Source organism: Moraxella sp. VT-16-12, assembly GCF_002224245.2.
GTDB lineage: Bacteria > Pseudomonadota > Gammaproteobacteria > Pseudomonadales > Moraxellaceae > Moraxella.
Genome location: NZ_NKHK02000006.1, coordinates 57,622 through 80,185 on the forward strand (window position 1 = coordinate 57,622; position 22,564 = coordinate 80,185).

Genomic DNA, 22,564 nt, shown 5'->3' on the forward strand with positions numbered 1-22,564 from the left:
AGGTTTTAGAGCCTAAATTTGACAACAAAACCCTAGATTATGCTCGCTCGCTTTTACAAAATTGGATAAATACACAAGCAATGCATTTTGCTCCAAATGATAAACCCATCACTAAGGTGGTGATAGAGCCAAAGCGTTTTTATTTGGTTTATGAAAATTTGGTGGGTAAAGAAGCATATCGTCTGACCAACTCTTTGGATATTGTGCTTTATAATACCGAACTGACATCAGAGGCTTATCGTTTTGAATGCGAAAAAAACTCTCATGTGGAAACCTTAGCACAGTGGCAGGCAAATCATTATGCCAAAGTAAATCAAATCCTAAATGCTCAAATTGATTCATGTATGGCGGATTTGACGCGACATAAAGACAAAGTGTATGCATATCTTGCTAAAAACTTGCAGTCTTGATGGATTGTCATAAGTCATCATTGATGTCTTTTTGTTGTGTATTTTATTAAAAATTTATTTAAATCAATAGCTTAAAAAATTTTTTAAAATTTTATTAAAAAATGCTTGCCAATCTTTAAAAAATCATTATAATACGCACCATCAAGACGAGATGTCTTAATAAATCTGGGGTTGTGGCGAAATTGGTAGACGCACTGGATTTAGGTTCCAGCGGGGCGACCCGTGAGAGTTCGAGTCTCTCCAACCCCACCATATTAAAGACCTGCTATTATGGCAGGTTTTTTGTTATTTGCCGTTTGCCCAGCCATCATTGAGACAGCTAATGACCGTACACACTTTCAACCCCAAAGCCACAACCGAGCCATACCACCACAAAGCCAACCATAACCAAAACCGAGACATTGTTCAAAGCGAACAATTTGTCCCTACGGATTTATCCACCAAAGCCCCAAAAGTGGGTTTTGTGTCGCTTGGTTGCCCCAAGGCTTTGGTGGATAGTGAGCGTATCATCACCGAGCTGACTCGTGAAGGTTATCAAGTCGCCAAAGATTATGATGGGGCAGATTTAGTGGTGGTCAATACCTGTGGTTTTATTGAGTCGGCGGTGCAAGAGAGTCTCGATGCCATTGGCGAAGCGATTAGCAAAAACGGCAAAGTGATTGTAACAGGTTGTCTGGGCAAAGACGCTGATAAAATTCGTACCATGCACCCTGCGGTACTGGCAGTAACAGGGGCTCATGCTTATGATGAAGTCGTCAAAGCGGTAACACACCATGTGCCAAAACCTACCAAATCCAAAGCCTACGACCCAAAAATTGACCTTATCAATGACGCTGGTATTAAGCTGACCCCAAGTCATTATGCTTACCTAAAAATCTCCGAAGGCTGTAATCATCGCTGCACCTTTTGTATCATTCCGTCTCTACGTGGCGATTTGGTGTCTCGCACCATTGATAGCGTGATGAATGAAGCGGTAGCACTTCAAAAAGCAGGCGTAAAAGAGCTGCTCATTATCAGTCAAGATACGTCCGCTTATGGACTGGATTTAAAATACAAAATGGCATTTTGGCAAGGTCAGCCACTAAAAACCAAATTTTTTGATATGTGCCAAGCTCTTGCAAAACTAGGTGTTTGGGTGCGACTGCATTATGTTTATCCTTATCCGCATGTGGATGCTGTGGTACAAATCATGGCAGAGAGCATGGCGATTAGTGGCGGCAAAGGTGGGCTGTTGCCGTATCTTGACATTCCTTTTCAGCACGCCAGCCCTGATGTATTAAAGGCGATGAAACGCCCCGCCCATAGTGAAAATACGCTTGAACGTATCGCTAAATGGCGAGAAATTTGCCCTGACATTGCCATTCGTTCTACCTTTGTGGTGGGCTTTCCGGGGGAGACAGACGAAGACTTTGAGTATTTGCTGGATTGGCTTAAAAAAGCTCGCCTTGACCGTGTGGGCTGTTTTATGTATTCGGAAGTAGAAGGAGCGGCTGCCAACGAGCTGCCAAATCCTGTGCCAGAGTCTGTCAAGCAAGCACGTTATGAGCGATTTATGGCGGTTGCCCAGTCCATCAGCGAAGAAAAACTCCAAGAAAAAGTTGGCAAAACCTTAGTGGTGTTGGTTGATGAGATTGACGAAGAAGAAAACATCGCCATCTGTCGCAGTTATGCTGATGCCCCAGAGATTGATGGTCATGTGTATGTGGATAATATTGACCAGACGGTAAAAGCAGGGCAATTTTTGACGGTGGTCATTGATGAAGCCAGTGAGTATGACTTGTTTGCCAGCTTTTGTAACGCCAAATGACAGCGTGTTATTTTAAGTAGCTTTTTATGCCCTTTATGATATTTGGCTTGTGATTGCAGGATTAATTCAGTAGAATGACAGTCAAATAAAACAGTAATAACGGGTGAATTTATGGCAAAATCTTTTGCGGTGCGACTGGTTTTGGTGATGGTATTGTCCTTGATGTCTGTTGTTTCGGTATCTGTTCATGCCAGCCAAGGTAAATTACCACCACAGTTTAGTGCAGATAAAGACTATCATACGAATGTCGCTAAGGCTCGTGAAATGCTCCAAGCTCGTAGTAATTACCAAGTTACCAACATCAAAGCCAGTGTTCAAGAAGGTAAAAAATACCTTGAAGTAAAAGCCTACAAGGGAGCATCAGAATATGAGATTAAGTTGGACTATCCAAATTTAAAGATAGTCAAAGAAAACAAAATCGGCAAATAAACCAATCATTACAAAACCATTCATTCAGATGAGTGGTTTTTGTATATCTGCTTGAAAATCAGTTTGTGGGTTTGATGTCTTCAATCAGCCCCAATAGATAATTTCTAATTTCTGCCAATTTATCATCACTGGTTTGATTTAGCCAAGTGCCATCTGCGGCATGGCGAATTGCCATCAGGCGACTGTCGCTGTCAGTATCAGCATGAACAGCCAGTTTGGTGTTAAGCCAATTTGTCCATAAATCACGAAGTTTATTATCTGCATTCATGGCTTGAATGAGTCCCGCCCAATCACCAGATAAACCAATTTGTGTGTCATCAAAAAGTACATGAACATAAGCTTTGGTAAAAGTGCCAAATTCATCGGTGATGTGAGTCATGATGGCGGTGTTAATTTGGGCGATAAATAACTCAAAAACGCTCATTATTAGGTCATCTTTGTTTTTAAAATGATGGCATAATCCACCTTTGCTTGTGCCCGCCATATCAGCAACTTTTTGTAAAGATAAATTGGCAATGCCATCTTTGAGTATCAGCTCTTTGGTGCAGATGATGATGCGGTGGCGTAATGCTTGGGGGTTGTTTTTGCGTTTGGGTGATGTCATCATGTGCTTTGCTTTTCCTAATTAATGAGTGGTAACATTTGAAAAAACATTCATAATCACCACGCCAATGATGATAAAAATAATCCCAATGATGGCAGGAGTATCTGGGGGATTTTTTAAAATAAAAACGCCAATAAGAGCTGTGAGAACAATGCCCACCCCTGAACAGAGTAATTCACGCTTTGTAACGAGTGGGGTCTAAAACGCCTGCATCTATAAACCCTTGACGGCGTAACACGCAGCTATCACACACGCCACATGCTCGCCCATCTGTGTCGGCTTGGTAGCAAGATACGGTTTGAGCATAATCTACGCCCAGTGATAAACCCAACTGTAAAGTTTGGGCTTTGGACAGGTGCTGTAATGGGGCAATGATGGATAGGCGGTTACCTGCTCGCCCAGCAACGGTTGCCAAATTTGCCATCAGCTCAAAGGCCTGAATAAAATCTGCTCGGCAATCAGGATAGCCTGAAAAATCTACCGAACTGACCCCAATGATGATATGATTTGCCCCTGTAACTTCGGCGACCGCCAACGCATAGGATAAAAATATCGTGTTTCTGGCAGGAACATAGGTGATGGGCACACTATCTATGTGGTCGCTATGATTGGGTACGTCTATGGTGGTGTCGGTCAGGGCAGAGCCACCAAGCTGAGCGATGTCTATGTCTATGATGCGGTGTGATATGCCCAATTTTTTTGCGATTTTTTGGGCAAAAATCAGCTCACTGCAATGACGTTGCCCATAACGAAAACTGATGGCAGTTACGTCCTTAAAATGTGCTTTTGCCCAGTATAAACAAGTGGTGCTATCAAGCCCACCAGAAAATAACACGACAGCACGGTCGTTTGGATGGCTTGGGGTGAGTGTGATGTCATTCATGATTAAAATTATGTATTTTACCATGAAATATCAGTTTGGCAAAGGTTGGTCAATGTTTAAAAATATGCTTAAATTTTAAAACGATTGTGTTACAATAACGCAAAAAATAGGACATGGACATGGACACAGAGCTTATTAAAATCATCCTTGCCTTTGTGGTGCTAATCAATCCGTTTAGTACATTAAGTTTGTTTTTAAACATCACAAGTGGCTATCAGCCCAAAGACCGCCAAAAAGTCGCCCAAATTGCCTGTTTGACGGTGTTTATTACCATTGCCTTTTTTACCTTGCTTGGCGAGAATCTTTTAAAGGTGCTGGGAATTTCAGTGGGGTCGTTTCAGGTGGCAGGTGGGATTTTGGTGTTTTTGATTGCCATTAATATGATGAATGGTGGCGGTAACCCTGTCAAACCCAATGCTGATGAAGTGGAAGTCAGCTCATCTTTGGCGGCATCTGCTGTGGTGCCAATTGCCATACCAATGATGATAGGACCTGGGGGGATTTCTACGGTCATCATTTATAGCAGTCAGGTCAAAGGTGTATTTGCCATAGCCATGATTTTATCGGCAGGTTTGTGTATCAGTCTGTTTTGTTATGTGTCGCTGATGATGGCAGGGCGGATTAGTCGCTTTTTGGGGGAGACTGGACTTAATATCCTAAGTCGTATCATGGGCATGTTGCTTGCGGCGGTGGCGATTGAGATTTTGGTAAATGGACTGCGTGGGCTATTTCCCCAATTAATGATTTAGTTGATTGGCATTTAAAAACCCAGCGAACTGGGTTTTTATTTAGTGCTTAGTATTTAACAGATGAGTTTCAAGATAATGAATGTTTTGAGCATCTTCGCTAAAATTTTCATCTACCAAAATCACATCACGATGTAGTGGCACGTTGGTTTTAATGCCTTCAATCACCAGCTCATCTAAGGCGTGGAGCATTTTTGCGATGGATTGCTGGCGAGTTTGGGCATGACAGATGAGTTTGCCAATCATTGAATCGTAGTAGCTTGGAATGTTATATCCTTGATACAGATGACTGTCAAAACGCACGCCTGAGCCACTTGGGGCAAATAAATTATTGATTTGACCGGGGCAGGGCATAAATGTTTTGGGGTCTTCGGCATTGATACGGCATTCTATGGCATGACCACGAATGGTAATCTCATCTTGATGGTAGGACAGCCCATAGCCTGCGGCGATTTTAAGTTGTTCTACAATGATGTCAATGCCTGTAATCATCTCAGTAACTGGGTGTTCTACTTGGACACGAGTGTTCATCTCAATAAAGAAAAATTCTTCATTTTCATACAAAAACTCAAATGTCCCTGCACCACGATAGCCGATTTGCTCGCAAGCACGCACACAAGCATCTAAAATGGGCTGTTTAATGTCATCAGGAATGCCGGGGGCAGGAGCTTCTTCTAGTACTTTTTGATGACGGCGTTGCAGTGAGCAGTCTCGGTCAAATAAGTGCAAAGCATTACCATCACCGTCCCCCAAAACTTGCACTTCTACATGGCGGGGATTTTTTAAAAACCTTTCCATATAAACCGTATCATCACCAAAAGCACTTTGAGCTTCGGTTTTTGCAGCTTGGACTTGATTAATCAGCTCTTCAAAACGCTCTACCACACGCATACCACGTCCGCCACCACCAGCTGCCGCCTTGACGATGAGGGGGAAGCCAATTTTGCGAGCTTCTTCTTCGGCATTATGCAGAGTAATCGCCCCAACAGAGCCGGGGACGGTGGGTACGCCAGCTTCTTTCATGGCGTTGATGGCAGAGACTTTATTGCCCATCAAGCGGATATGGTCAGGGTGCGGACCAACAAAAGTCAATCCTGCTCCTTCAACTTTTTCGGCAAATTCAGCATTTTCGGACAAAAATCCATAGCCAGGGTGAATGGCGTCTGCCCCTGTTACTTCGGCGGCGGTCAGTAGGGCTGAGATGTTAAGATAGCTTTGGTTGGATGGGGGGTTGCCGATACATACCGCTTCATCACAAAACCTAAGGTGCATCAAATCCTTGTCGGCTGTGGAATATACGCCCACCGTCTGTATGCCAAGTTGTTTACACGCACGCACGATACGCAAGGCAATCTCACCACGGTTGGCAATCAGAAGTTTTTTAATCATGGGTCAAGCCTTATGCTTTATAACGAATGACAGGCTGTCCAAACTGCACGACTTCGGCATTAGACACCAAAATTTCTTCAATAATACCGCTTTGAGTGGCTTCTAAGGGGTTCATGATTTTCATGGCTTCAATGATGCCAAGCTGGTCGCCTGCTTCTACCTTTTGACCCACTTTGACAAAGGGCGGGTCATTTGGGCTAGGGGCAGAGTAAAACACACCCACCATTGGGGCGGTCTCTATTTTGCCACTTGGGGCTTTTGTCGTGGGGGCGGTAGGTGCGGTTGTGGTGCTAACGGCTTGGGGGACGGCAACGGTTTGTACGGCAACATTACGAGTAAGATGAATGTAGTCGCCTTTTTTGCCGTATTCAAGATTTGCTAAATCTTTTTCTTCCATCAAGTCAATAAGTTCGCGAATTTGTTTGATGTCCATTGTCATCACCTTAAAAAGTCAAAATACATAAAAACGAATTGTAACAAATTTTTTCAAAATCGCCTAGCACTTGCGGGGAATTTTGTAAAAATTTATTTAAATTTTTGTATAGTGTACATTCGTTGTAAATTTTTGCAAGTAATTTTGTGTGAACGACTGTAATATTTGTGCAAAATTAAGACGATTGTGCGTTTAAAATTTGTTGATACCATGTTGGCATTGACCATTTGATGGCTTTGGTTGGTGTATAGGCATACATTTGGTCAAGCAAGTCATCTGGGTCATCGGAAACACAGACTAGTTTTAGATTGTCTTTTGGCATAAAACCTTGCTCGGCAGTATGTGCCAACAAAGCCATTACAGGGTCATAAAAACCATTGGTATTTAATAGCCCAATGGGGCTTTGGTCTAGTTCAAGTTGGGCGTTAGACAGCACTTCAAACAACTCTTCATAAGTGCCAAGACCGCCTGCCATGGCAATATAGCCGTTTGCCAGTTCTATCATTTTTAGTTTGCGTTCGCTCATGGTGTTGGTTTTGATGAGTGTGGTTAGGTTGTCATGGACAATCTCTTTTTCTGCCAAAAAATGTGGCACAACGCCAATAACTTCCGCCCCGTGTGCCAAAGCGGTATCGGCCAGCGTTCCCATCAGTCCTACGCTGCCACCCCCGTAAACAATGCGATGACCACGGCGAGCTAGGGTTTTTGCCATGTTTTGAGCAGCATGATAATAATCAGCGATGTTGCCAAGATTTGAGCCACAATAAACTGTGATATTATTGAGTTGTTTCATAAATTTTCCTTGTTAAAAAATGTTAAAGATGTCAAAAATCGCCATGGTTGAATCACACCGAAGCTCATGCCCACCAAGCCAACCACCATGACCAAATCAAGTGGTTCACCCAAAAGTGGCACAGCAACAATGGCAGAAATAAAAGGGGCAACCGATGCGATGCCACCTGCGGTAAATGCGCCCAGTTTTGCCACTGCCAAAGCGTAGGTCATGGTAGCAACAATCATGACAATGACACTGTGAAACACCCCTTGTATGATGAGATGATGTGGTTTGACGTGGATAAAGTTTGGCTCAAAAAATAGTGCGTATATTGGCACATATATCAAAGCAGACCAAACGGCAGTGCAGCACATGATTTGCCATGCTGTCAGTGAGCTTTGCTTGACCAAAATGCCATAAGCCCCCCATGAAAAAGCACACAGCACAAATAAACCATCACCCATACCAAACGTTTGTTTTGTGATGACCATTAAGGCGGTCATACTCACAAGTGTTAAGCTGATGATGATTAGAGCGATTTTGGTGTCGTGGTCGGGACGTTTTTTTAGCCAAAATAACATGAGTAGGGCAGTGGCGACAGGTATCATGCCATTTAAAAATACTGCCCCATGTGCCACAGGAGCGATTAAAAATGCACGATATACCAACATACTATAACCCACACCACCAAAGATAGCAAGGCTGATGGCGGTTTTTGACCATAAAAATTGATGGTTTTTTTGGTAGATGATGATGGGCAACAAGATGAGTGCTGAAACGCCAAACCGAATAAAAATGATGTCCCATGCACTAATGCCCCAATGAGCATTTAGGCGAGCAAATAAACTAAACCCACCCCAAATCGCCATCGTGATGATGACGAAAATATAACCTTGAATTGGGGTGGGTAGGCGATTAAAAAAGCCCATCAATGCTTAGTCTTTGGCATTTTGTAGATTGGGGTCGGCAAAAACTACGACTTCTTCGGTAAATTCAGGCTTGACTTTAACCACAAAATCTTCACGAGATAGCCCCATGCGTAATGGGATTGAACTTGCGATATATACAGATGAGTAAGTACCTGCAATCGTGCCGATAAATTGAGCTAGGGCAAACCAAAACAGCCCTTCGCCCCCTAAAAACAGCATGGCAATGACCACAACAAAGACGGTGCCCGATGTCATAAAGGTACGCCTTAGGGTTTCGGTCAGCGATAAATCCACCACCTGACGGGGAGTAAGCCCACGCACACGGCGAAAATTTTCACGGATACGGTCATACACAACAATGGTGTCATTTACCGAATAGCCAATCAAGGCCAACACAGACGCAAGCACGGTCAAATCAAATGGCCAGCCAAAAATGGCAAACAAACCACACACCACAATCACATCATGAAATAGTGATAATACCGCCCCCACTGCCAATTTAAACTGAAAGCGTACTGCCACATAAATCATCATCAGCACCAAAGCCACGCCCAGTGCCATCAAAGAATTGAGATAGATTTCGTTACCCAACTGACTGCCAATGACATTGATGTTTTCAACAGTAGCACTATTTTGGGGCAGATTTAAAGCTTCGGTGAGTGCTTGATTGAGGGTGCTGGCATCTTTGCCGTCTTGGGGTGGCAAGCGTACTAACAGCTCATCTCTTGTACCTAGATATTGAACGACAGCATCGTTAAAGCCTTTATCTGCCAAAGCACGAGTAACCGAAGCTTGCTCCACAGGCTGACTGTACTTCACATCAGCTGACACACCGCCAGTAAAATCCAGCCCTAAATTTAGCCCTTTTACCGACAAAGCAATGACACTGGCAATCACAAGCAAAGTAGAAATGACCATCATGGGTATTTCTAATTTCATAAAAGGAATGATACGCTGATTGCCAATGAGTTTAATGCCACCTTCTTTTTCAGCAATATCATCAGTATCGTTATTGCTAACGATGGCTTGACCGTCTAGTTTGGCATTGGCAGCAGCGTTACTGCCTTTACCATTTCGGCGGGGTGCACGGCGACGTGGGGTGGTTTTGCCATCGTCGGTAGGGTCAATCGGATTATTTTCTGTCATGTCTGTCTCCTAACCGATGCTGATTTTGGTTAAGTTTTTGCGATAACCATACCAAATTTGCATTAAGGCACGAGTTATGATGATGGCGGTAAATAGCGATGTTAAGATACCAATGGCAAGGGTGATGGCAAAGCCTTTGATTGGACCTGTGCCAATGGCAAACAAGATAAACGCGACCAGTAGTGTGGTTAAGTTGGCATCAAAAATAGAGCTAAATGCACGGTCAAAACCTGCCATAATGGCAGTCTTGATGTTTGAGCCACCTGCGATTTCTTCACGAATCCGCTCAAAAATCAGCACGTTTGCATCCACCGCCATGCCCATGGTCAATACAATCCCTGCAATGCCGGGCAAGGTTAAAGATGAGCCAAGAATGCTCATGACCGCACCAAGCATGATGATGTTAAAAGCAAGGGCAATATTGGCAATGACCCCGCAAGCACGATAAAACACAATCATCCATAAAAATACCAACAGATAACCGATTTGAGAAGCAAACAGACCTTTGTCAATATTTTCTTGACCCAAAGATGGACCGATGGTACGCTCCTCCACAAAATACATGGGTGCTGCCAAAGCTCCAGAGCGAAGTAGCAAAGCAAGCTCAGATGCTTCGGCATGACTGTCTAGCCCTGTGATGACAAAAGATGTGCCTAGCACCGCCTGAATGGTGGCACGATTAATGACACGAGTTTCAGCATAGGGCGTACGCACTTCGGTGGTTTCGCCAGTGGTGGGGTCAGTCTCAAATTTTACTCTTTGTTTGTTTTCTATGAACAAAACCGCCATTTGCTTGCCTTGATTTGGAGCAGTGGCACTTTGCATGAGTTTGCCACCAGCATTATCAAGGGTGATGGAGACTTGCGGGCGACCTGTTTCATCAACACCAACTTGGGCGTTTTGTACTCTGTCGCCTGTGATGATGGCTTGGCGGTTGAGTAGTAGTGGCATGCCATCAAGCGTACCAAAAGGAAATGCTTCTGTGCCGGCAGGTGGTACGCCCCCTGTAAAGCTGTCTGCCCCATCAGCAACCAAACGAAACTCCAAATTGGCAGTGCGTCCCAAGACGCGTTTGGCTTCGGCGGTGTCTTGTACTCCGGGCAACTCTACAACAATGCGGTTTGTTCCTTGGGATTGCACCAAGGCTTCTGCCACACCAAGCTCATTGATTCGGTTGCGAAGTGTGGTTAAGTTTTGACCTACTGCATACTCATTGATTTGGTTTAAGGAAGATTCGGTGTAGCTCATCTCCAAGGTTGCCCCGTCTTGGCTCATCACAGGACGTAGTGCAAAATCTGCCATCGTGCCTGCAAGCGTTCGTTGGGCTTTATCACGTTCGTCATTGCTATCAAAAGTCAAAACCATGCCATCTGTGGTGGTGCGTAAGCTTTTTATGGCGACCTTTTCGTTTCGCAGATGACGGCGTACGTCTTGGCTAGCGGTTTCTAATCGCCGTTCTAGGGCTTTGTTCATGTCCACTTCTAGAACAAACCGCACCCCGCCACGCAAATCAAGACCAAGCTTCATCGGTTTTGCCCCAATGTCCCTAAGCCATGTTGGGGTGGTTTGAGCAAGGTTTAGAGCGACCACATAATTTTCACCCAAATTTTTACGCAAAGTATCTTGGGCTTTTAGTTGGTCTTCAGCGGTATTAAGACGAATCAGCACGCTGTTATTTTCAAGGTTGCCCCCATGATGGGACAGACCTGCATCATCTAGCAGACGTTGTGATTGGGTCAAAACGTTTTGGTCAAGACTTGTACCTGCTGATGTGCTGGTGATTTGTATTGCAGGTTCATCAGGATATAGGTTGGGTAGGGCGTAAATGCCACTAATGACAAGTGCGACCACGATGAGTATGTATTTCCAAGCAGGATAGTGCATAAGGGACTTCTTTTGTTAAGCCAATAACAAACCGATAAGTTAAAATGAATGATTGTTGTAGATTTTCAAAGATTTTTAAAAGCATTTAGATGGCATCAATCGTCCCTGTGGGCAACACACTAATGACGCTGGCACGTTGGATTTTGACTTCGGTTTGGTTATTTAGAGAGACAATGGCGTATTCGCCTTCAATTTTTTTTATTTTACCCATCAGACCGCCTGCAAAAATCACTTCTGTGCCAACTTTTAAGGCTTCTACCATGGCTTTATGCTCTTTGGCACGTTTGGATTGTGGGCGAATTAATAAAAAATAGAAAATCGCAAAAATTGCCACCATTGGCAAAAATTGTAAAAACGCATTTGGTTGAGCAGGGGTGGCCGTTGCTAATATAGAAAGTAACACAATGTTCTCCTAATCAATGAATAAAAATAACATAATATGATAGCATAAAATCACAATTTTGGGGCGCAAGTTTGATTTTTAAATGGTGGCAGGTGGTTTTATGGTGATAAATGACAATTTTGGGATAAATTTTTATCATTTTGGTATTTGCCCCTTGCAGTTGTGATGATTTTATCTTAACATAGGGGCTTTTATTTTATGTCATTGACCCATGCCCCGACAGAGACTTTTGCTTTTCGTTCTTTTGTTTTTGCCCCTATCAGCATATGCTCAGCCTACTGTGGCTACCAATACCAACATCGCTTTACTTGTCTTTTATGTCAGTTTTTCAATCTTGGTGTCGTTTATTTGTTCTATCTCAGAAGCCACACTGCTGACCATGAGTCCAAGTTATGCAGACAGTCTAAGTGATGACAACCCCAAAACTGCCAAATTGCTCCAAGATGTTAAAGTAGATAATATTGGCAAATCCATCTCAGCGATTTTAACCTTAAATACCATTGCCAATACGCTCGGCTCACTTGGGGCGGGGGCTCAGGCAACCATTGTGTTTGGCAATGCGTGGTTTGGGGTATTTTCAGCAGCTATGACCATGGCGATTTTGATTGGGTCAGAGATTATTCCTAAGACACTGGGGGCGACCTATTGGCGTACCTTTGCTGTGCCTGTGGCGTACTATGTCAAAGGGATTAGCGTGCTACTTTTGCCTGTCATTTGGGTTACTGAAAAAATCACCAAACTGCTCACACGGGGCAATACAGGCAGTGATTTTAACCGTCATGAGTTTATCGCCCTTGCCAACCAAGGACAAAATTCAGGGCAGATGAGTGAACTTGAAACTCGTATTATTAAAAACTCACTTGCTCTTAGTATGATGAATGTAGAAGACATCGTAACGCCCCGTTCGGTGGTTATGGCATTTGAAGATACCATGACGGTGGGTGATGTGTTTGCCACTTACCCTAAATTGCCCTTTTCTCGTTTTCCTATTTTTTATGATGATTTGGATAATACCACAGGTTTTGTCTTAAAATCCGACCTGCTTATCGCCAAGGCCAACCAAGAGATTCATACGCCCATCAAGCAGTTTCGCCGTGAGATGACTTTTGTGTTTGCTAAGATGAAGCTGTTTGATTTGCTAGATTTGATGCTCAAAGAGCGTGTGCATATCGCTTTGGCGGTCGGAGAATTTGGTGAAGTCAAAGGGATTGTCAGCTTAGAAGATGTGCTTGAAACTTTGCTTGGTCTTGAAATTGTTGATGAGATTGACCGTGTGGACGATATGCAAGCGTTGGCTCGTCAGTTGATGGACAGACGCATGGCACGACTTGGGGCAAAGATTGAGCACGATGAACATGATGAGACATCATCTTGATTTGGCACTAAAATTGCAACAAAATATTACAAAACCGTCATCATTCTTTATGGCTTGACTGTTATCTTAATGATTATCTAAGTTAATGATGAATATTTATGAAAAAATCCACCGCTTTATTTAGTGCCACCTTAGCCATCATTGGTGTGTATTATGGTGCAAAACAATGGCTTAAAAACCCCAAAGTTGCTCGTGCCGTTGGTGTGATGGGTCTGTCAGGCGTGATGGCAACAGCCCCAGCGTACGCCATGAGTGAAAGTGCTGTACAATCTTTTGCTAATGCAATGAAAACATCTGCCAATGCCCAAAATATTGGACAGTTATCCGTGCTGATTGATGATGAAGCGGTAATTTCTTTGACCCGACAAGGCAATACCGCCACATTGAACAAAAATGGCTATTTGCAACTCCTACAAAAATCATGGGCAGGTTCAAAGGATTATCGTTATGACATTGCCATCAGTGATGTGGTTGTTAGTGGCAATCAAGCCAAAGCTCAGGTTAAAATCACCGAAAGCTGGGTTAAAAATGATAAAAAAACCACCATTACAACCGTATCACGAGCTACTTTGCAGGATTCTGGTAAAAATGCGGTGTTATTAAGAGCAGTATCTCAAGTTACGGTAGAGTGATTTTTGGATAATAACCATACAAAATAATTGCTATTGATACACTTTATCCTTTGATATAATTGTTTTGCTATATTATAATGGTGAAGTCTTTTTTATCATAGGATAGTTATGAAATTAAGTAGCAAAGATAATCAGTGTGGTATTTTAAAGCCTTTGGCGGTTTCGGTGTCTTCTTGCTTGCTATTTGCTTGTGCTAGCACGCCATCTCACATGACTGCCAATACAAATACGGTGGCTATTCCTACTAAAACAGATGTGCCTGTTACGCCTGATATTGTTCCGAGCCAAGATGATTTTACAGGGGTGTTGGACCAAGCCACGCTTGATGAACTTGAAGATTTGCTATTTGCTACTGACATGAGTATGGTGGAAGGAGACCGCTTAACGGTACAGCGTTATGGCAATTTGTGGGACAGGGTGCGTCTTGGTTATCGCATGAATCATGTACAAAATAGGCGTGTAGAAGCCCAAAAATCATGGTTTTATAGTCGCCAAGATTATCTTAATCGTCTGACTGCCCGCACATCTCGCTATCTATATTATACAGTTACCGAAGCAGAAAGACGTGGCATTCCTACCGAACTTGCCTTGTTGCCCATCATTGAAAGCTCATACGACCCATCTGCCACATCTAATGCCGCCGCCGCAGGACTTTGGCAGTTTATTCCAAGTACAGGGCGAATTTATGGCTTAAACCAAAGCACCACCTATGATGGTCGTCGCGATATTATTGAATCCACTCGTGCTGCTTATGATTTTTTAACCAGTTTGTATAATCAGTTTGGCTCATGGGAGCTGGCATTGGCAGCTTATAATGCAGGACCAGGAAGAGTTTCTCGTGCCATCAGTGCAAACCGTAATGCAGGTTTGCCAACCGATTATTGGTCGTTGCGTTTGCCAACAGAGACCATGAATTATGTGCCGCGTTTTATGGCGGTTGCTCAAATTGTCAAATCCCCAGAAAGTTATGGCGTGTCCTTACCAGCGATTGCTAACCACACGCATTTTAGAACAGTACCAACCAATTTTGGGGTCAGTCTTTATGACATTTCCCAAACCACTGGCGTGCCATTAGACGAACTTCGACTGTTAAACCCTGCTTTGATTAGCTTTAATGTGGATAGTGCAGGGCCAGGTAGGGTGGTCATCCCAAACAGTTTGCCTATCAGTGTTGATAGGAAAATAACTGACTTAAAAGGTTATGGTTATGGAGCATCGGCTTATGTGGCAAGTCAATATGTCGCTCCAAAAAATACTGCCATTCAAAACATCAATTCCGCCAGAGCGTTAGCATCGGTCAATGCTTTGCCGACAACCAGTGCTCAGGTAACTGCAAAAAATACCATCGTTCAAGAGCCAGCACTTACCAGTGAAGAGCGTGATTTTATCGCAGCCCAAATTCAAGCCCATACTGCCGATAATGTACAGCCCATATCAGATGATGGTAATATTGAGCTGACTGCTTTGCAAACGGGTCAATCAGTACTAGAAGCTCGTGGCGAAACAAAAAGTCTTAGCTTTAATGCACCCAGTACCGCCACCGCATCTGATGTTGCACCCAAAACACAGCCGTCTGATAAGCCATCTAACACACAAGTCTCCACCGTTCAATCGCCCCCGCCCCCACCATCAAATACTACCATTCCTGCCACTACTCAAACTAAGCCCAAGCCCACACCAGCTCCTGCCAAAGTGGAGCGTTATAAAGTGGTGGCAGGCGATACATTGATAGGTATCGCCAATAAACATGGTTTAACGGTCGGTCAGCTTGCCAGCTATAATGGCATTTCTACCAACGCACAAGTGATTAATGGTCAAAGGTTGTGGCTTGTTCCTGGCAAGGTTAGTACGGTTACATCAAGCAACACCGCTCCTATCGCCAAGACCACCACTCATACTGTGCAAGCAGGTGAGAGCTTGACATCAATTGCTCGTAAATACAATACCACCGTTCAAGATGTCGCTGCCTTAAATGGGTTGTCTGTAACAGATGGTGTGCTGATTGACCAAAAACTTAAAGTCCCTGCCAGCATTAAGCCTGTGGCTACCAACACGCCAAAAACCACAGCACCACAACAGCCCAAAACAGAAAGCACGGTAAAATATACCATTGCATCAGGTGATAGTTTGACCAGTGTGGCAGCAAAATATAATGTCAGTATTGAAGCGTTGGCGGCTGCAAATAATATGTCTTCTGATGCAGGATTGGTGCGTGGTAAAACACTCATCATCCCCACCAAAGGCACGAAGACCGAACCTAAAAAAGCCGAACCCAAAAATGTGCAAAAAACACCCACGCAAACAACGCCTGTTAAAAAAGATGACCCAAAACCAGATGTTGCTCAGGGCAAGGTATTTAAATCCACTGAAAACTATACAGTACAATCAGGTGATACTTTGATTGGCTTGGCAAAAAAACATGGTGTGTCGGTCAATGATTTGGCGGCGACAAACAGCCTAGCCACCAATGCTCAGCTAAAAAGAGGTCAGGTCATTAAACTGCCAAAACTGACGGACACTCATGTGGTAAAATCTGGCGAAAGTCTGACATCTATTGCAAAAAAGCACGGCATTAGTGTGGCAGAGCTTGCCAAGATGAATCAGATTGAGCCAACCACTACCCTAAAAATTGGGCAAAAAATCACAGTTCCTGCCAATTAGCCAGTTTTGAATACGCTCCTATTGGGGCGTATTTTTTTGGGAATCAGTCGGACAAAAAAACCACCCTTAAAAAGAGTGGTTTGCACAAAATCAATATGTGTTTATACTGCCATGACGGTCAGGTTATTTGATTTTTGCTTCTTTAAAAAGCACGTGTTGGCGGATTTTTGGGTCAAATTTTTTGATTTCCATTTTGCCAGGCATGGTGCGTTTGTTTTTGGTGGTGGTGTAAAAATACCCAGTGCCAGCCGTAGAAACGAGTTTAATTTTATCTCTCATGATACTATCCTTTTGCTAAATTAAATCTTTTGACCCTGAGCACGCAAATCAGCAAGCACTTTTTCAATGCCGTGCTTATCAATGATACGCATACCTTTTGAAGACACACGAAGACGCACAAAACGGTTTTCAGACTCTACCCAAAAACGATGGTTGTGCAGGTTTGGCAAGAAACGACGACGAGTCTTGTTGTTAGCATGGGATACGTTGTTGCCTACAAGCGGACGCTTTCCAGTTACTTGGCATACACGAGACATGATGAACTCCTATATTACAATGATGGCACGGATATTGAGCGGTATCGGTTGTGCCGTTTAAATAATCACCATAAATTAGGTATGGACTAGGTGGCTTATTTAAACTTTTAAGTGATGCCACTTTTGTTTATCATAAAGGCGATGATAATAAAAAGATAGCAGAAAAATCAAAGCCCAAATTATACGCTAATTTTACTTATCTTTCAAGCAAAATTTTAAAATTTGGGCAATTTTATGGCAAAAATTAACGTGGGCTTAGGGCATTGATGGTCATACCAATGCCTTGCCAGCCATAGTACATAAAATTACGAATGTTAGCATGGTCTGTACCATTGGGAGAATTAAGCACTGCTTGATAGTGTTCACCAAACAGTTTTAGGGTATCCAACTGATTTAAACCATGCAACTTGGCAAAGCTAAACACTTTGGCAGAGCCTTCATTAGTGCCGGCGGGATTGACCACTTCGCCATTATAAAACTCAATGGGATGGTATGAATAATGACCATCTATATGAGCAATCACATCTTTAAAGCTAAGTTCGCCAGATTCTAGCTCATAAAGTAGCTTAGAGACTTCAGTGTTCATGATAAATCCTAGCGGTTAAAGTAATCGTCATCAAATGATGGTGGGGCAAAGTTACCTTGTTCTAGGTGGCTCATGTGCATTTGCATGGAGCGTTCGTGTTGAATGCGTTGATAAATTTCTTCTCGGTGTACAGCGATGTCTTTGGGGGCATTGACACCTAGGCGAACTTGGTTGCCTTTAACGCCAAGTACAGTAACGCTAACTTCATTACCAATCATTAAGGTTTCACCAACACGGCGAGTTAGGATTAACATAATAGCTCCTTGCTATATCAACAATATAAAAATAATAAAAGTTACCCAATTGGTTATTATAAAACTTCTTGGGTAACTTGTCAGCCATTTTTATAAAAATTTACGCAATCATCATCATTGGTAAATTTTATTGTTACATTGCCAAATGCTTTAACAGACGATTATAAAGTGGCTACTTTGCTTTCACCATCTTCACGGTCAAGCCCAAAGGCAGTGTGCAGTGATTTGACGGCTTTTTCTAAATGTTCTTCTTTAATCAGCACAGAAACTTTAATCTCTGAGGTGGAAATCATTTGCAAGTTGATGTTTTGTGATGCCAATGTTTCAAACATTTTACTTGCCACACCAGCATGAGAACGCATGCCGACACCCACGATAGAGACTTTAACCACATCGTCTGTACCGATGATTTGGGTTGCTCCGATGTCATCTTTGACTTTTTCGTTAAGGATTTTTAGGGCTTTATCAAAATCGCCACGTGGCACAGTAAAGGTAAAGTCGGTTACGCCATTTTCGGAGATGTTTTGGATAATCATGTCCACTTCAATATTGGCTTTGCCGATGGGGCTGAGAATGGCAGAAGCAATGCCCGGGCGGTCAGGCACGCCAAGTACGACAATTTTGGCTTCATCACGGTTAAAGGCAATGCCTGAAATTACGGCACGTTCCATATCATCTCCTTCATCAACGGTAATTAGTGTACCGACATTTTGTTTAAATTCATCATCAAAAGCCCCATCTGTGCCTTCATCAAAACTAGACAGCACACGAAGTGGCACTTTGTATTTACCTGCAAATTCTACTGAGCGGATTTGTAGGACTTTTGAGCCAAGGCTTGCCATTTCTAGCATTTCTTCAAAAGTGATTTTGGATAATTTTTTTGCTTTGGAGCTAACTCGTGGGTCAGTGGTATAAACGCCGTCCACATCTGTATAAATTTGGCATTCATCAGCACCAATGGCAGCAGCAATGGCAACACCTGTGGTGTCCGAACCGCCACGACCAAGTGTGGTCAAATCATTGTGTTCATTTACGCCTTGAAAGCCCGCCACAATCAATACTTTGCCACTGTCTAACTCTTGTTTTAGGTGCTCAGCATCAATGTGTTCAATGCGTGCTTTGGTGTGCGTGTTGTCAGTTTTGATGGCAACTTGGCGACCAGTCATGGATTTTGCTTCTACGCCCAAATCTTTAAGTGCCATGGCAAGTAAAGCGATGGACACTTGCTCGCCCGTGGCAACCATCTGGTCATATTCACGGGGGTCAGGGTCGCTACTGATTTGGCGAGCCAAGTCAATTAAGCGGTTGGTTTCGCCACTCATGGCAGAGACCACCACCACCACCTGATGACCGTGGTCGTGCCAACGTTTGACACGTTGGGCGACATTTTTAATGCGATTGGTGTTACCCATAGAAGTACCACCATATTTTTGTACGATTAACGCCATTATCGTTGCCTTTTTAATTTAAAGGGGTTAAAAAATAAAATTATAACTGAATTAATTTTTAAAATAAACTGATAAATTTATTTTAAAATTTTATAAATAAGAGAATATTTAGCAACATACTAAATATATCTATTTATGTCAAATCTGCACTGAGTTTTTTGGTTAAGTCCGCCAAAATATTGTTAAGATTGGCAGATTTTGGCGCACCACCTTGGGCATAGTCTGCTTTACCGCCACCTTTACCGCCAAGCTCACCTGCCAAATGACGGATAATATCGCCCGCTTTGACTTTGTCGGTCAGATTTTTTGCCACGCTGGCTGACAGTGCCAAATCATCTGTTTCGCCTACCAGTACGATGATGGCATTATCAAGGCGAGATTTGGCGGTGTCCATCAGTCCACGAATGGCTTTTGCATCCACACCGTCTGCCTTAGCAACCAGTAATTTGGCATTGCCCACGTCAATGGTGTGTTCTAGTAATGACACGATTTGCAAACTGGCAAGTTTTTGTTCGGCTCGTTCTAGCTGTTTTTCAAGCTCACGGTTTTTATCGGATAAAGCACCAATACGCACGCTAATTTCATTACGTTTGGCTTTGAAATTGTTTGCCAAATCGCCCAAAATTTGCTCACCTGTTTGTACATAACGCACCGCTCCCATGCCTGTCAAAGCTTCAATACGGCGAATACCTGACGCAATGCCGCTTTCGGAGACGATTTTAAACAGCCCAATGTCGCCTGTTTGTGCCACATGGATACCACCGCACAACTCAATGGAAAAAGTAGAGTTATCGGCATTTGTTCCCATGGTCAAAACACGCACCACATCACCGTATTTCTCACCAAACAAAGCCATCGCCCCTTTGCCAATCGCTTCATCAATGGGTAGGTATTCAATTTGTACGGGGGTGTTTTTTTGGATTTGTTCGTTTACCATGCGTTCAATTTGTGTCAGTTCATCATGACTGATGGGTTTGTCATAAGAAAAATCAAAACGCAACACTTCTGCTGATACCAGCGAGCCTTTTTGGGTAACGCCTGTGCCTAGTATCTGCCTTAAACTGGCGTGCAATAGGTGGGTGGCGGAGTGATTTTTGGCAGAAGCACGGCGAATATCGGCAATCACTTGGGCGTTGGCAGGCTGATTTGGGGTGATTTGTCCCATTTTGACTGTGCCATAGTGGATAATGGCTGTGCTTGATTTTTTGGTATCTTCCACAAAAAATACCCCTGTGGACGTACTAATCTCACCAGTTTCGCCCGCTTGTCCGCCCCCTTCGGCATAAAATGGCGTGGCAGATAGCACAACCACCCCTTCTTCGCCTTCGTTAAGGCGTTCTACTGCTTTGCCATTTTGGTAAATGCCAACGATTTGGCTTTGGTTATCCAATAAGTCATAACCAACAAATTCTGTGGGCGTGTCCACCTTGATGGCATTGCTATAATCCACATCAAATTTACCTGCTTCTCTGGCACGAGTACGCTGAGCTTGCATACAGACATCAAACCCTGCTTCATCAATACTCACGCCACGTTCACGAGCAATATCGGCGGTCAAGTCGGTTGGAAAACCATAAGTATCATACAGTTTAAATACTGTCTCACCTGTCAAAGTGTCGCCATCTGTCAGATTTTCTAACTCTGCTGATAGCAGGCGTAAACCTTGGGCAAGCGTTTTGGCAAACTGCTCTTCTTCTTTTAGGATAACGCTGGCAATCTCATCTTGTTTTTCGCTAAGTTGCGGATAAGCATCACCCATTTCTTTGACCAAAGCAGGCACCAGTTTGTAAAGGAAATTACCTGTTGCCCCAAGTTTGTTGCCATGACGTACGGCACGGCGGATGATACGACGCAGTACATAGCCACGACCTTCATTGCTAGGATGTACGCCATCAGCGATTAAAAATGACACCGCACGAATGTGGTCAGCTACTACCTTAAAGGATGGTTCATAGGTGCTGGGTACGCCAATGATGTTGGCGGTAGCGTCCATCAGATTGACAAATAAATCAACTTCATAGTTGCCGTGTTTGCCCTGCATGACTGAGCTGATACGCTCTAAGCCCATGCCTGTATCTACTGATGGTTTGGGTAGTGGCTCTAATGTACCGTCTTTTTGGCGATTAAACTGCATAAATACACAGTTCCAAACTTCCACATAGCGGTCGCCATCTTCGTCAGGCGTGCCGGGCAATCCACCCGCCACGTGCTCACCGTAATCATAAAAAATCTCTGAACAAGGCCCACAAGGCCCTGTATCACCCATAGACCAAAAGTTATCTGACTGATACAAACCGCCTTTATCACCAATGCGGATAATTCGCTCAGGTGATAGCCCAATGTCTTTGTGCCAAATGTCATAAGCTTCATCATCGGTATGATATACCGTAACATATAAGCGGTCTTTGGGTAGGGCAAGCCAGTCATCACCCGTCAAAAACTCCCACGCAAATTTTAGGGCGTCTTGTTTAAAATAATCACCAAAGCTAAAATTACCAAGCATCTCAAAAAAAGTATGATGACGTGCCGTATAGCCAACATTATCAAGGTCGTTGTGTTTGCCACCTGCACGCACGCATTTTTGTGAAGTAACAGCACGGTCATAGTCTCGTTTTTCAAGTCCCAAAAAGGTGTCTTTAAACTGGTTCATGCCCGCATTGGTAAAAAGCAATGTGGGGTCGTTATGTGGTATCAGTGATGATGATGAGACGTGTGTGTGATTTTTGCTTTTAAAAAAATCAATAAATGCCTGACGTACGTCATTAAGCTGCATGGTTTTGGTTGGAGTGTGAGTCATGATATGTCCTGTTTTGAAAGCATTTGGTCTAAAAACAAATCGGTCATTTTATCATAAACTAAAGCAAATAACAGTGATTTTGCAAAAAAAGAGAGTGGTTTTTTTTGGATAATACAAAAACCTTAAAAAATTTACGGATTTTTTGTAAAAAAGTATTAACATTTTTGCAAAAAAGGTGTATAACTATCACATATTCACAGCCATTAGGAGTTTTGCCATGAATATGCCATTATTTAGTGCCATTTTTTCCATTGCCTTTACTGTGTTGATTGGGGTGCTGATGGTAATTTTGTTTGTTAATGACTATGACAAGCCTTTGTATGTGTTTGGGGCGGTGGGGCTAGGAACACTGATAAGCCTGCCAATTGCTTATGTGGTAACAAAAAAACTTAGCAACTTAGATGGTAAATAGTTTGAAACTTTTTGGGTAAGTTGGT

The 22,564-nt window shown here is 43.2% G+C and carries 22 protein-coding genes, 1 tRNA gene and 1 pseudogene; 9 read left to right on the forward strand and 15 right to left on the reverse strand.

Annotated elements, in window-relative coordinates; genetic code table 11:
- Positions 1-80: 80 nt before the first annotated feature.
- From CEW93_RS06695 to CEW93_RS06710, 4 genes are all read left to right on the forward strand, one after another.
- Positions 81-410: a hypothetical protein gene (locus CEW93_RS06695; RefSeq protein WP_089539412.1), complete on the forward strand. Its 330-nt coding sequence runs from the start codon at positions 81-83 to the stop codon at positions 408-410.
- 167 nt (positions 411-577) lie between these two features.
- Positions 578-662, forward strand: a tRNA-Leu gene (locus tag CEW93_RS06700).
- Between the two features lie 70 nt (positions 663-732).
- A complete protein-coding gene (gene rimO / locus CEW93_RS06705) occupies positions 733-2,217 on the forward strand; it encodes a 30S ribosomal protein S12 methylthiotransferase RimO (protein ID WP_089539413.1) in 1,485 nt (494 codons plus the stop codon).
- A 111-nt stretch (positions 2,218-2,328) separates the two neighbouring features.
- A complete protein-coding gene (locus CEW93_RS06710) occupies positions 2,329-2,646 on the forward strand; it encodes a PepSY domain-containing protein (protein WP_089539414.1) in 318 nt (105 codons plus the stop codon).
- A gap of 58 nt (positions 2,647-2,704) precedes the next feature.
- On the opposite strand, the gene CEW93_RS06715 is transcribed toward CEW93_RS06710, so the two are convergent.
- Together CEW93_RS06715 and queC are read right to left on the reverse strand one after the other, a co-directional pair.
- Positions 2,705-3,253: a TetR/AcrR family transcriptional regulator gene (locus CEW93_RS06715; RefSeq protein WP_089539415.1), complete on the reverse strand. Its 549-nt coding sequence runs from the start codon at positions 3,251-3,253 to the stop codon at positions 2,705-2,707.
- Positions 3,254-3,425: 172 nt separating this feature from the next.
- Positions 3,426-4,157 carry a 7-cyano-7-deazaguanine synthase QueC gene (gene queC / locus CEW93_RS06720; RefSeq protein ID WP_370511943.1) on the reverse strand — a complete coding sequence of 244 codons (732 nt, stop codon included), beginning with the start codon at positions 4,155-4,157 and terminating at the stop codon, positions 3,426-3,428.
- A 95-nt stretch (positions 4,158-4,252) separates the two neighbouring features.
- Here queC and CEW93_RS06725 point away from each other — a divergent pair, with 95 nt between their 5' ends.
- A complete protein-coding gene (locus tag CEW93_RS06725) occupies positions 4,253-4,882 on the forward strand; it encodes a MarC family protein (protein WP_089539417.1) in 630 nt (209 codons plus the stop codon).
- Positions 4,883-4,921: 39 nt separating this feature from the next.
- On the opposite strand, the gene accC is transcribed toward CEW93_RS06725, so the two are convergent.
- The 7 genes from accC to yajC all read right to left on the reverse strand — a co-directional run bounded on the left by accC (position 4,922) and on the right by yajC (position 11,841).
- Positions 4,922-6,268, reverse strand: coding sequence for an acetyl-CoA carboxylase biotin carboxylase subunit (gene accC / locus CEW93_RS06730; RefSeq protein WP_089539418.1), 1,347 nt, complete (start codon positions 6,266-6,268; stop codon positions 4,922-4,924).
- Between the two features lie 10 nt (positions 6,269-6,278).
- Positions 6,279-6,701: an acetyl-CoA carboxylase biotin carboxyl carrier protein gene (gene accB, locus CEW93_RS06735; RefSeq protein WP_089539419.1), complete on the reverse strand. Its 423-nt coding sequence runs from the start codon at positions 6,699-6,701 to the stop codon at positions 6,279-6,281.
- A 175-nt stretch (positions 6,702-6,876) separates the two neighbouring features.
- The gene (locus tag CEW93_RS06740) at positions 6,877-7,494 is read right to left on the reverse strand and encodes a TIGR00730 family Rossman fold protein (RefSeq protein WP_089539420.1); all 618 of its coding nucleotides are present in this window, start codon (positions 7,492-7,494) and stop codon (positions 6,877-6,879) included.
- Positions 7,491-8,405 carry a DMT family transporter gene (locus CEW93_RS06745; RefSeq protein WP_089539421.1) on the reverse strand — a complete coding sequence of 305 codons (915 nt, stop codon included), beginning with the start codon at positions 8,403-8,405 and terminating at the stop codon, positions 7,491-7,493. Before CEW93_RS06745 ends, CEW93_RS06740 begins: the two co-directional genes overlap by 4 nt.
- A 6-nt stretch (positions 8,406-8,411) precedes the next feature.
- A complete protein-coding gene (gene secF, locus CEW93_RS06750) occupies positions 8,412-9,551 on the reverse strand; it encodes a protein translocase subunit SecF (RefSeq protein WP_089539422.1) in 1,140 nt (379 codons plus the stop codon).
- A 9-nt stretch (positions 9,552-9,560) separates the two neighbouring features.
- The gene (secD, locus tag CEW93_RS06755; protein ID WP_089539423.1) at positions 9,561-11,435 is read right to left on the reverse strand and encodes a protein translocase subunit SecD; all 1,875 of its coding nucleotides are present in this window, start codon (positions 11,433-11,435) and stop codon (positions 9,561-9,563) included.
- Between the two features lie 85 nt (positions 11,436-11,520).
- A complete protein-coding gene (gene yajC, locus CEW93_RS06760; protein ID WP_370511945.1) occupies positions 11,521-11,841 on the reverse strand; it encodes a preprotein translocase subunit YajC in 321 nt (106 codons plus the stop codon).
- A 226-nt stretch (positions 11,842-12,067) separates the two neighbouring features.
- Here yajC and CEW93_RS06765 point away from each other — a divergent pair, with 226 nt between their 5' ends.
- The 3 genes from CEW93_RS06765 (at position 12,068) to CEW93_RS06775 (ending at position 16,506) form a co-directional block, all read left to right on the forward strand.
- The gene (locus tag CEW93_RS06765; RefSeq protein WP_370511944.1) at positions 12,068-13,213 is read left to right on the forward strand and encodes a CNNM domain-containing protein; all 1,146 of its coding nucleotides are present in this window, start codon (positions 12,068-12,070) and stop codon (positions 13,211-13,213) included.
- Between the two features lie 98 nt (positions 13,214-13,311).
- Entirely contained in the window at positions 13,312-13,845 is a 534-nt protein-coding gene (locus CEW93_RS06770) for a hypothetical protein (RefSeq protein ID WP_089539425.1), read from the forward strand.
- Between the two features lie 108 nt (positions 13,846-13,953).
- The gene (locus CEW93_RS06775; RefSeq protein WP_089539426.1) at positions 13,954-16,506 is read left to right on the forward strand and encodes a LysM peptidoglycan-binding domain-containing protein; all 2,553 of its coding nucleotides are present in this window, start codon (positions 13,954-13,956) and stop codon (positions 16,504-16,506) included.
- Between the two features lie 123 nt (positions 16,507-16,629).
- Here the strand turns inward: CEW93_RS06775 and rpmG are convergent, their stop codons facing one another.
- From rpmG to alaS, 6 genes and pseudogenes are all read right to left on the reverse strand, one after another.
- A complete protein-coding gene (gene rpmG, locus CEW93_RS06780) occupies positions 16,630-16,785 on the reverse strand; it encodes a 50S ribosomal protein L33 (RefSeq protein WP_003659281.1) in 156 nt (51 codons plus the stop codon).
- A gap of 20 nt (positions 16,786-16,805) precedes the next feature.
- Positions 16,806-17,042: a 50S ribosomal protein L28 gene (rpmB, locus tag CEW93_RS06785; RefSeq protein WP_036362158.1), complete on the reverse strand. Its 237-nt coding sequence runs from the start codon at positions 17,040-17,042 to the stop codon at positions 16,806-16,808.
- Between the two features lie 244 nt (positions 17,043-17,286).
- Complete coding sequence (locus CEW93_RS06790; RefSeq protein WP_089539427.1) at positions 17,287-17,628, reverse strand: HopJ type III effector protein; 342 nt, start codon at positions 17,626-17,628, stop codon at positions 17,287-17,289.
- A gap of 86 nt (positions 17,629-17,714) precedes the next feature.
- Positions 17,715-17,882 (reverse strand): annotated as a pseudogene (csrA, locus tag CEW93_RS06795) (carbon storage regulator CsrA); the annotation flags it as partial.
- Between the two features lie 161 nt (positions 17,883-18,043).
- Entirely contained in the window at positions 18,044-19,330 is a 1,287-nt protein-coding gene (locus CEW93_RS06800; protein ID WP_089539429.1) for an aspartate kinase, read from the reverse strand.
- Between the two features lie 133 nt (positions 19,331-19,463).
- A complete protein-coding gene (gene alaS, locus CEW93_RS06805) occupies positions 19,464-22,127 on the reverse strand; it encodes an alanine--tRNA ligase (protein ID WP_089539430.1) in 2,664 nt (887 codons plus the stop codon).
- A gap of 217 nt (positions 22,128-22,344) precedes the next feature.
- Here alaS and CEW93_RS06810 point away from each other — a divergent pair, with 217 nt between their 5' ends.
- Positions 22,345-22,539 carry a hypothetical protein gene (locus tag CEW93_RS06810; protein ID WP_089539431.1) on the forward strand — a complete coding sequence of 65 codons (195 nt, stop codon included), beginning with the start codon at positions 22,345-22,347 and terminating at the stop codon, positions 22,537-22,539.
- Positions 22,540-22,564: the final 25 nt, after the last annotated feature.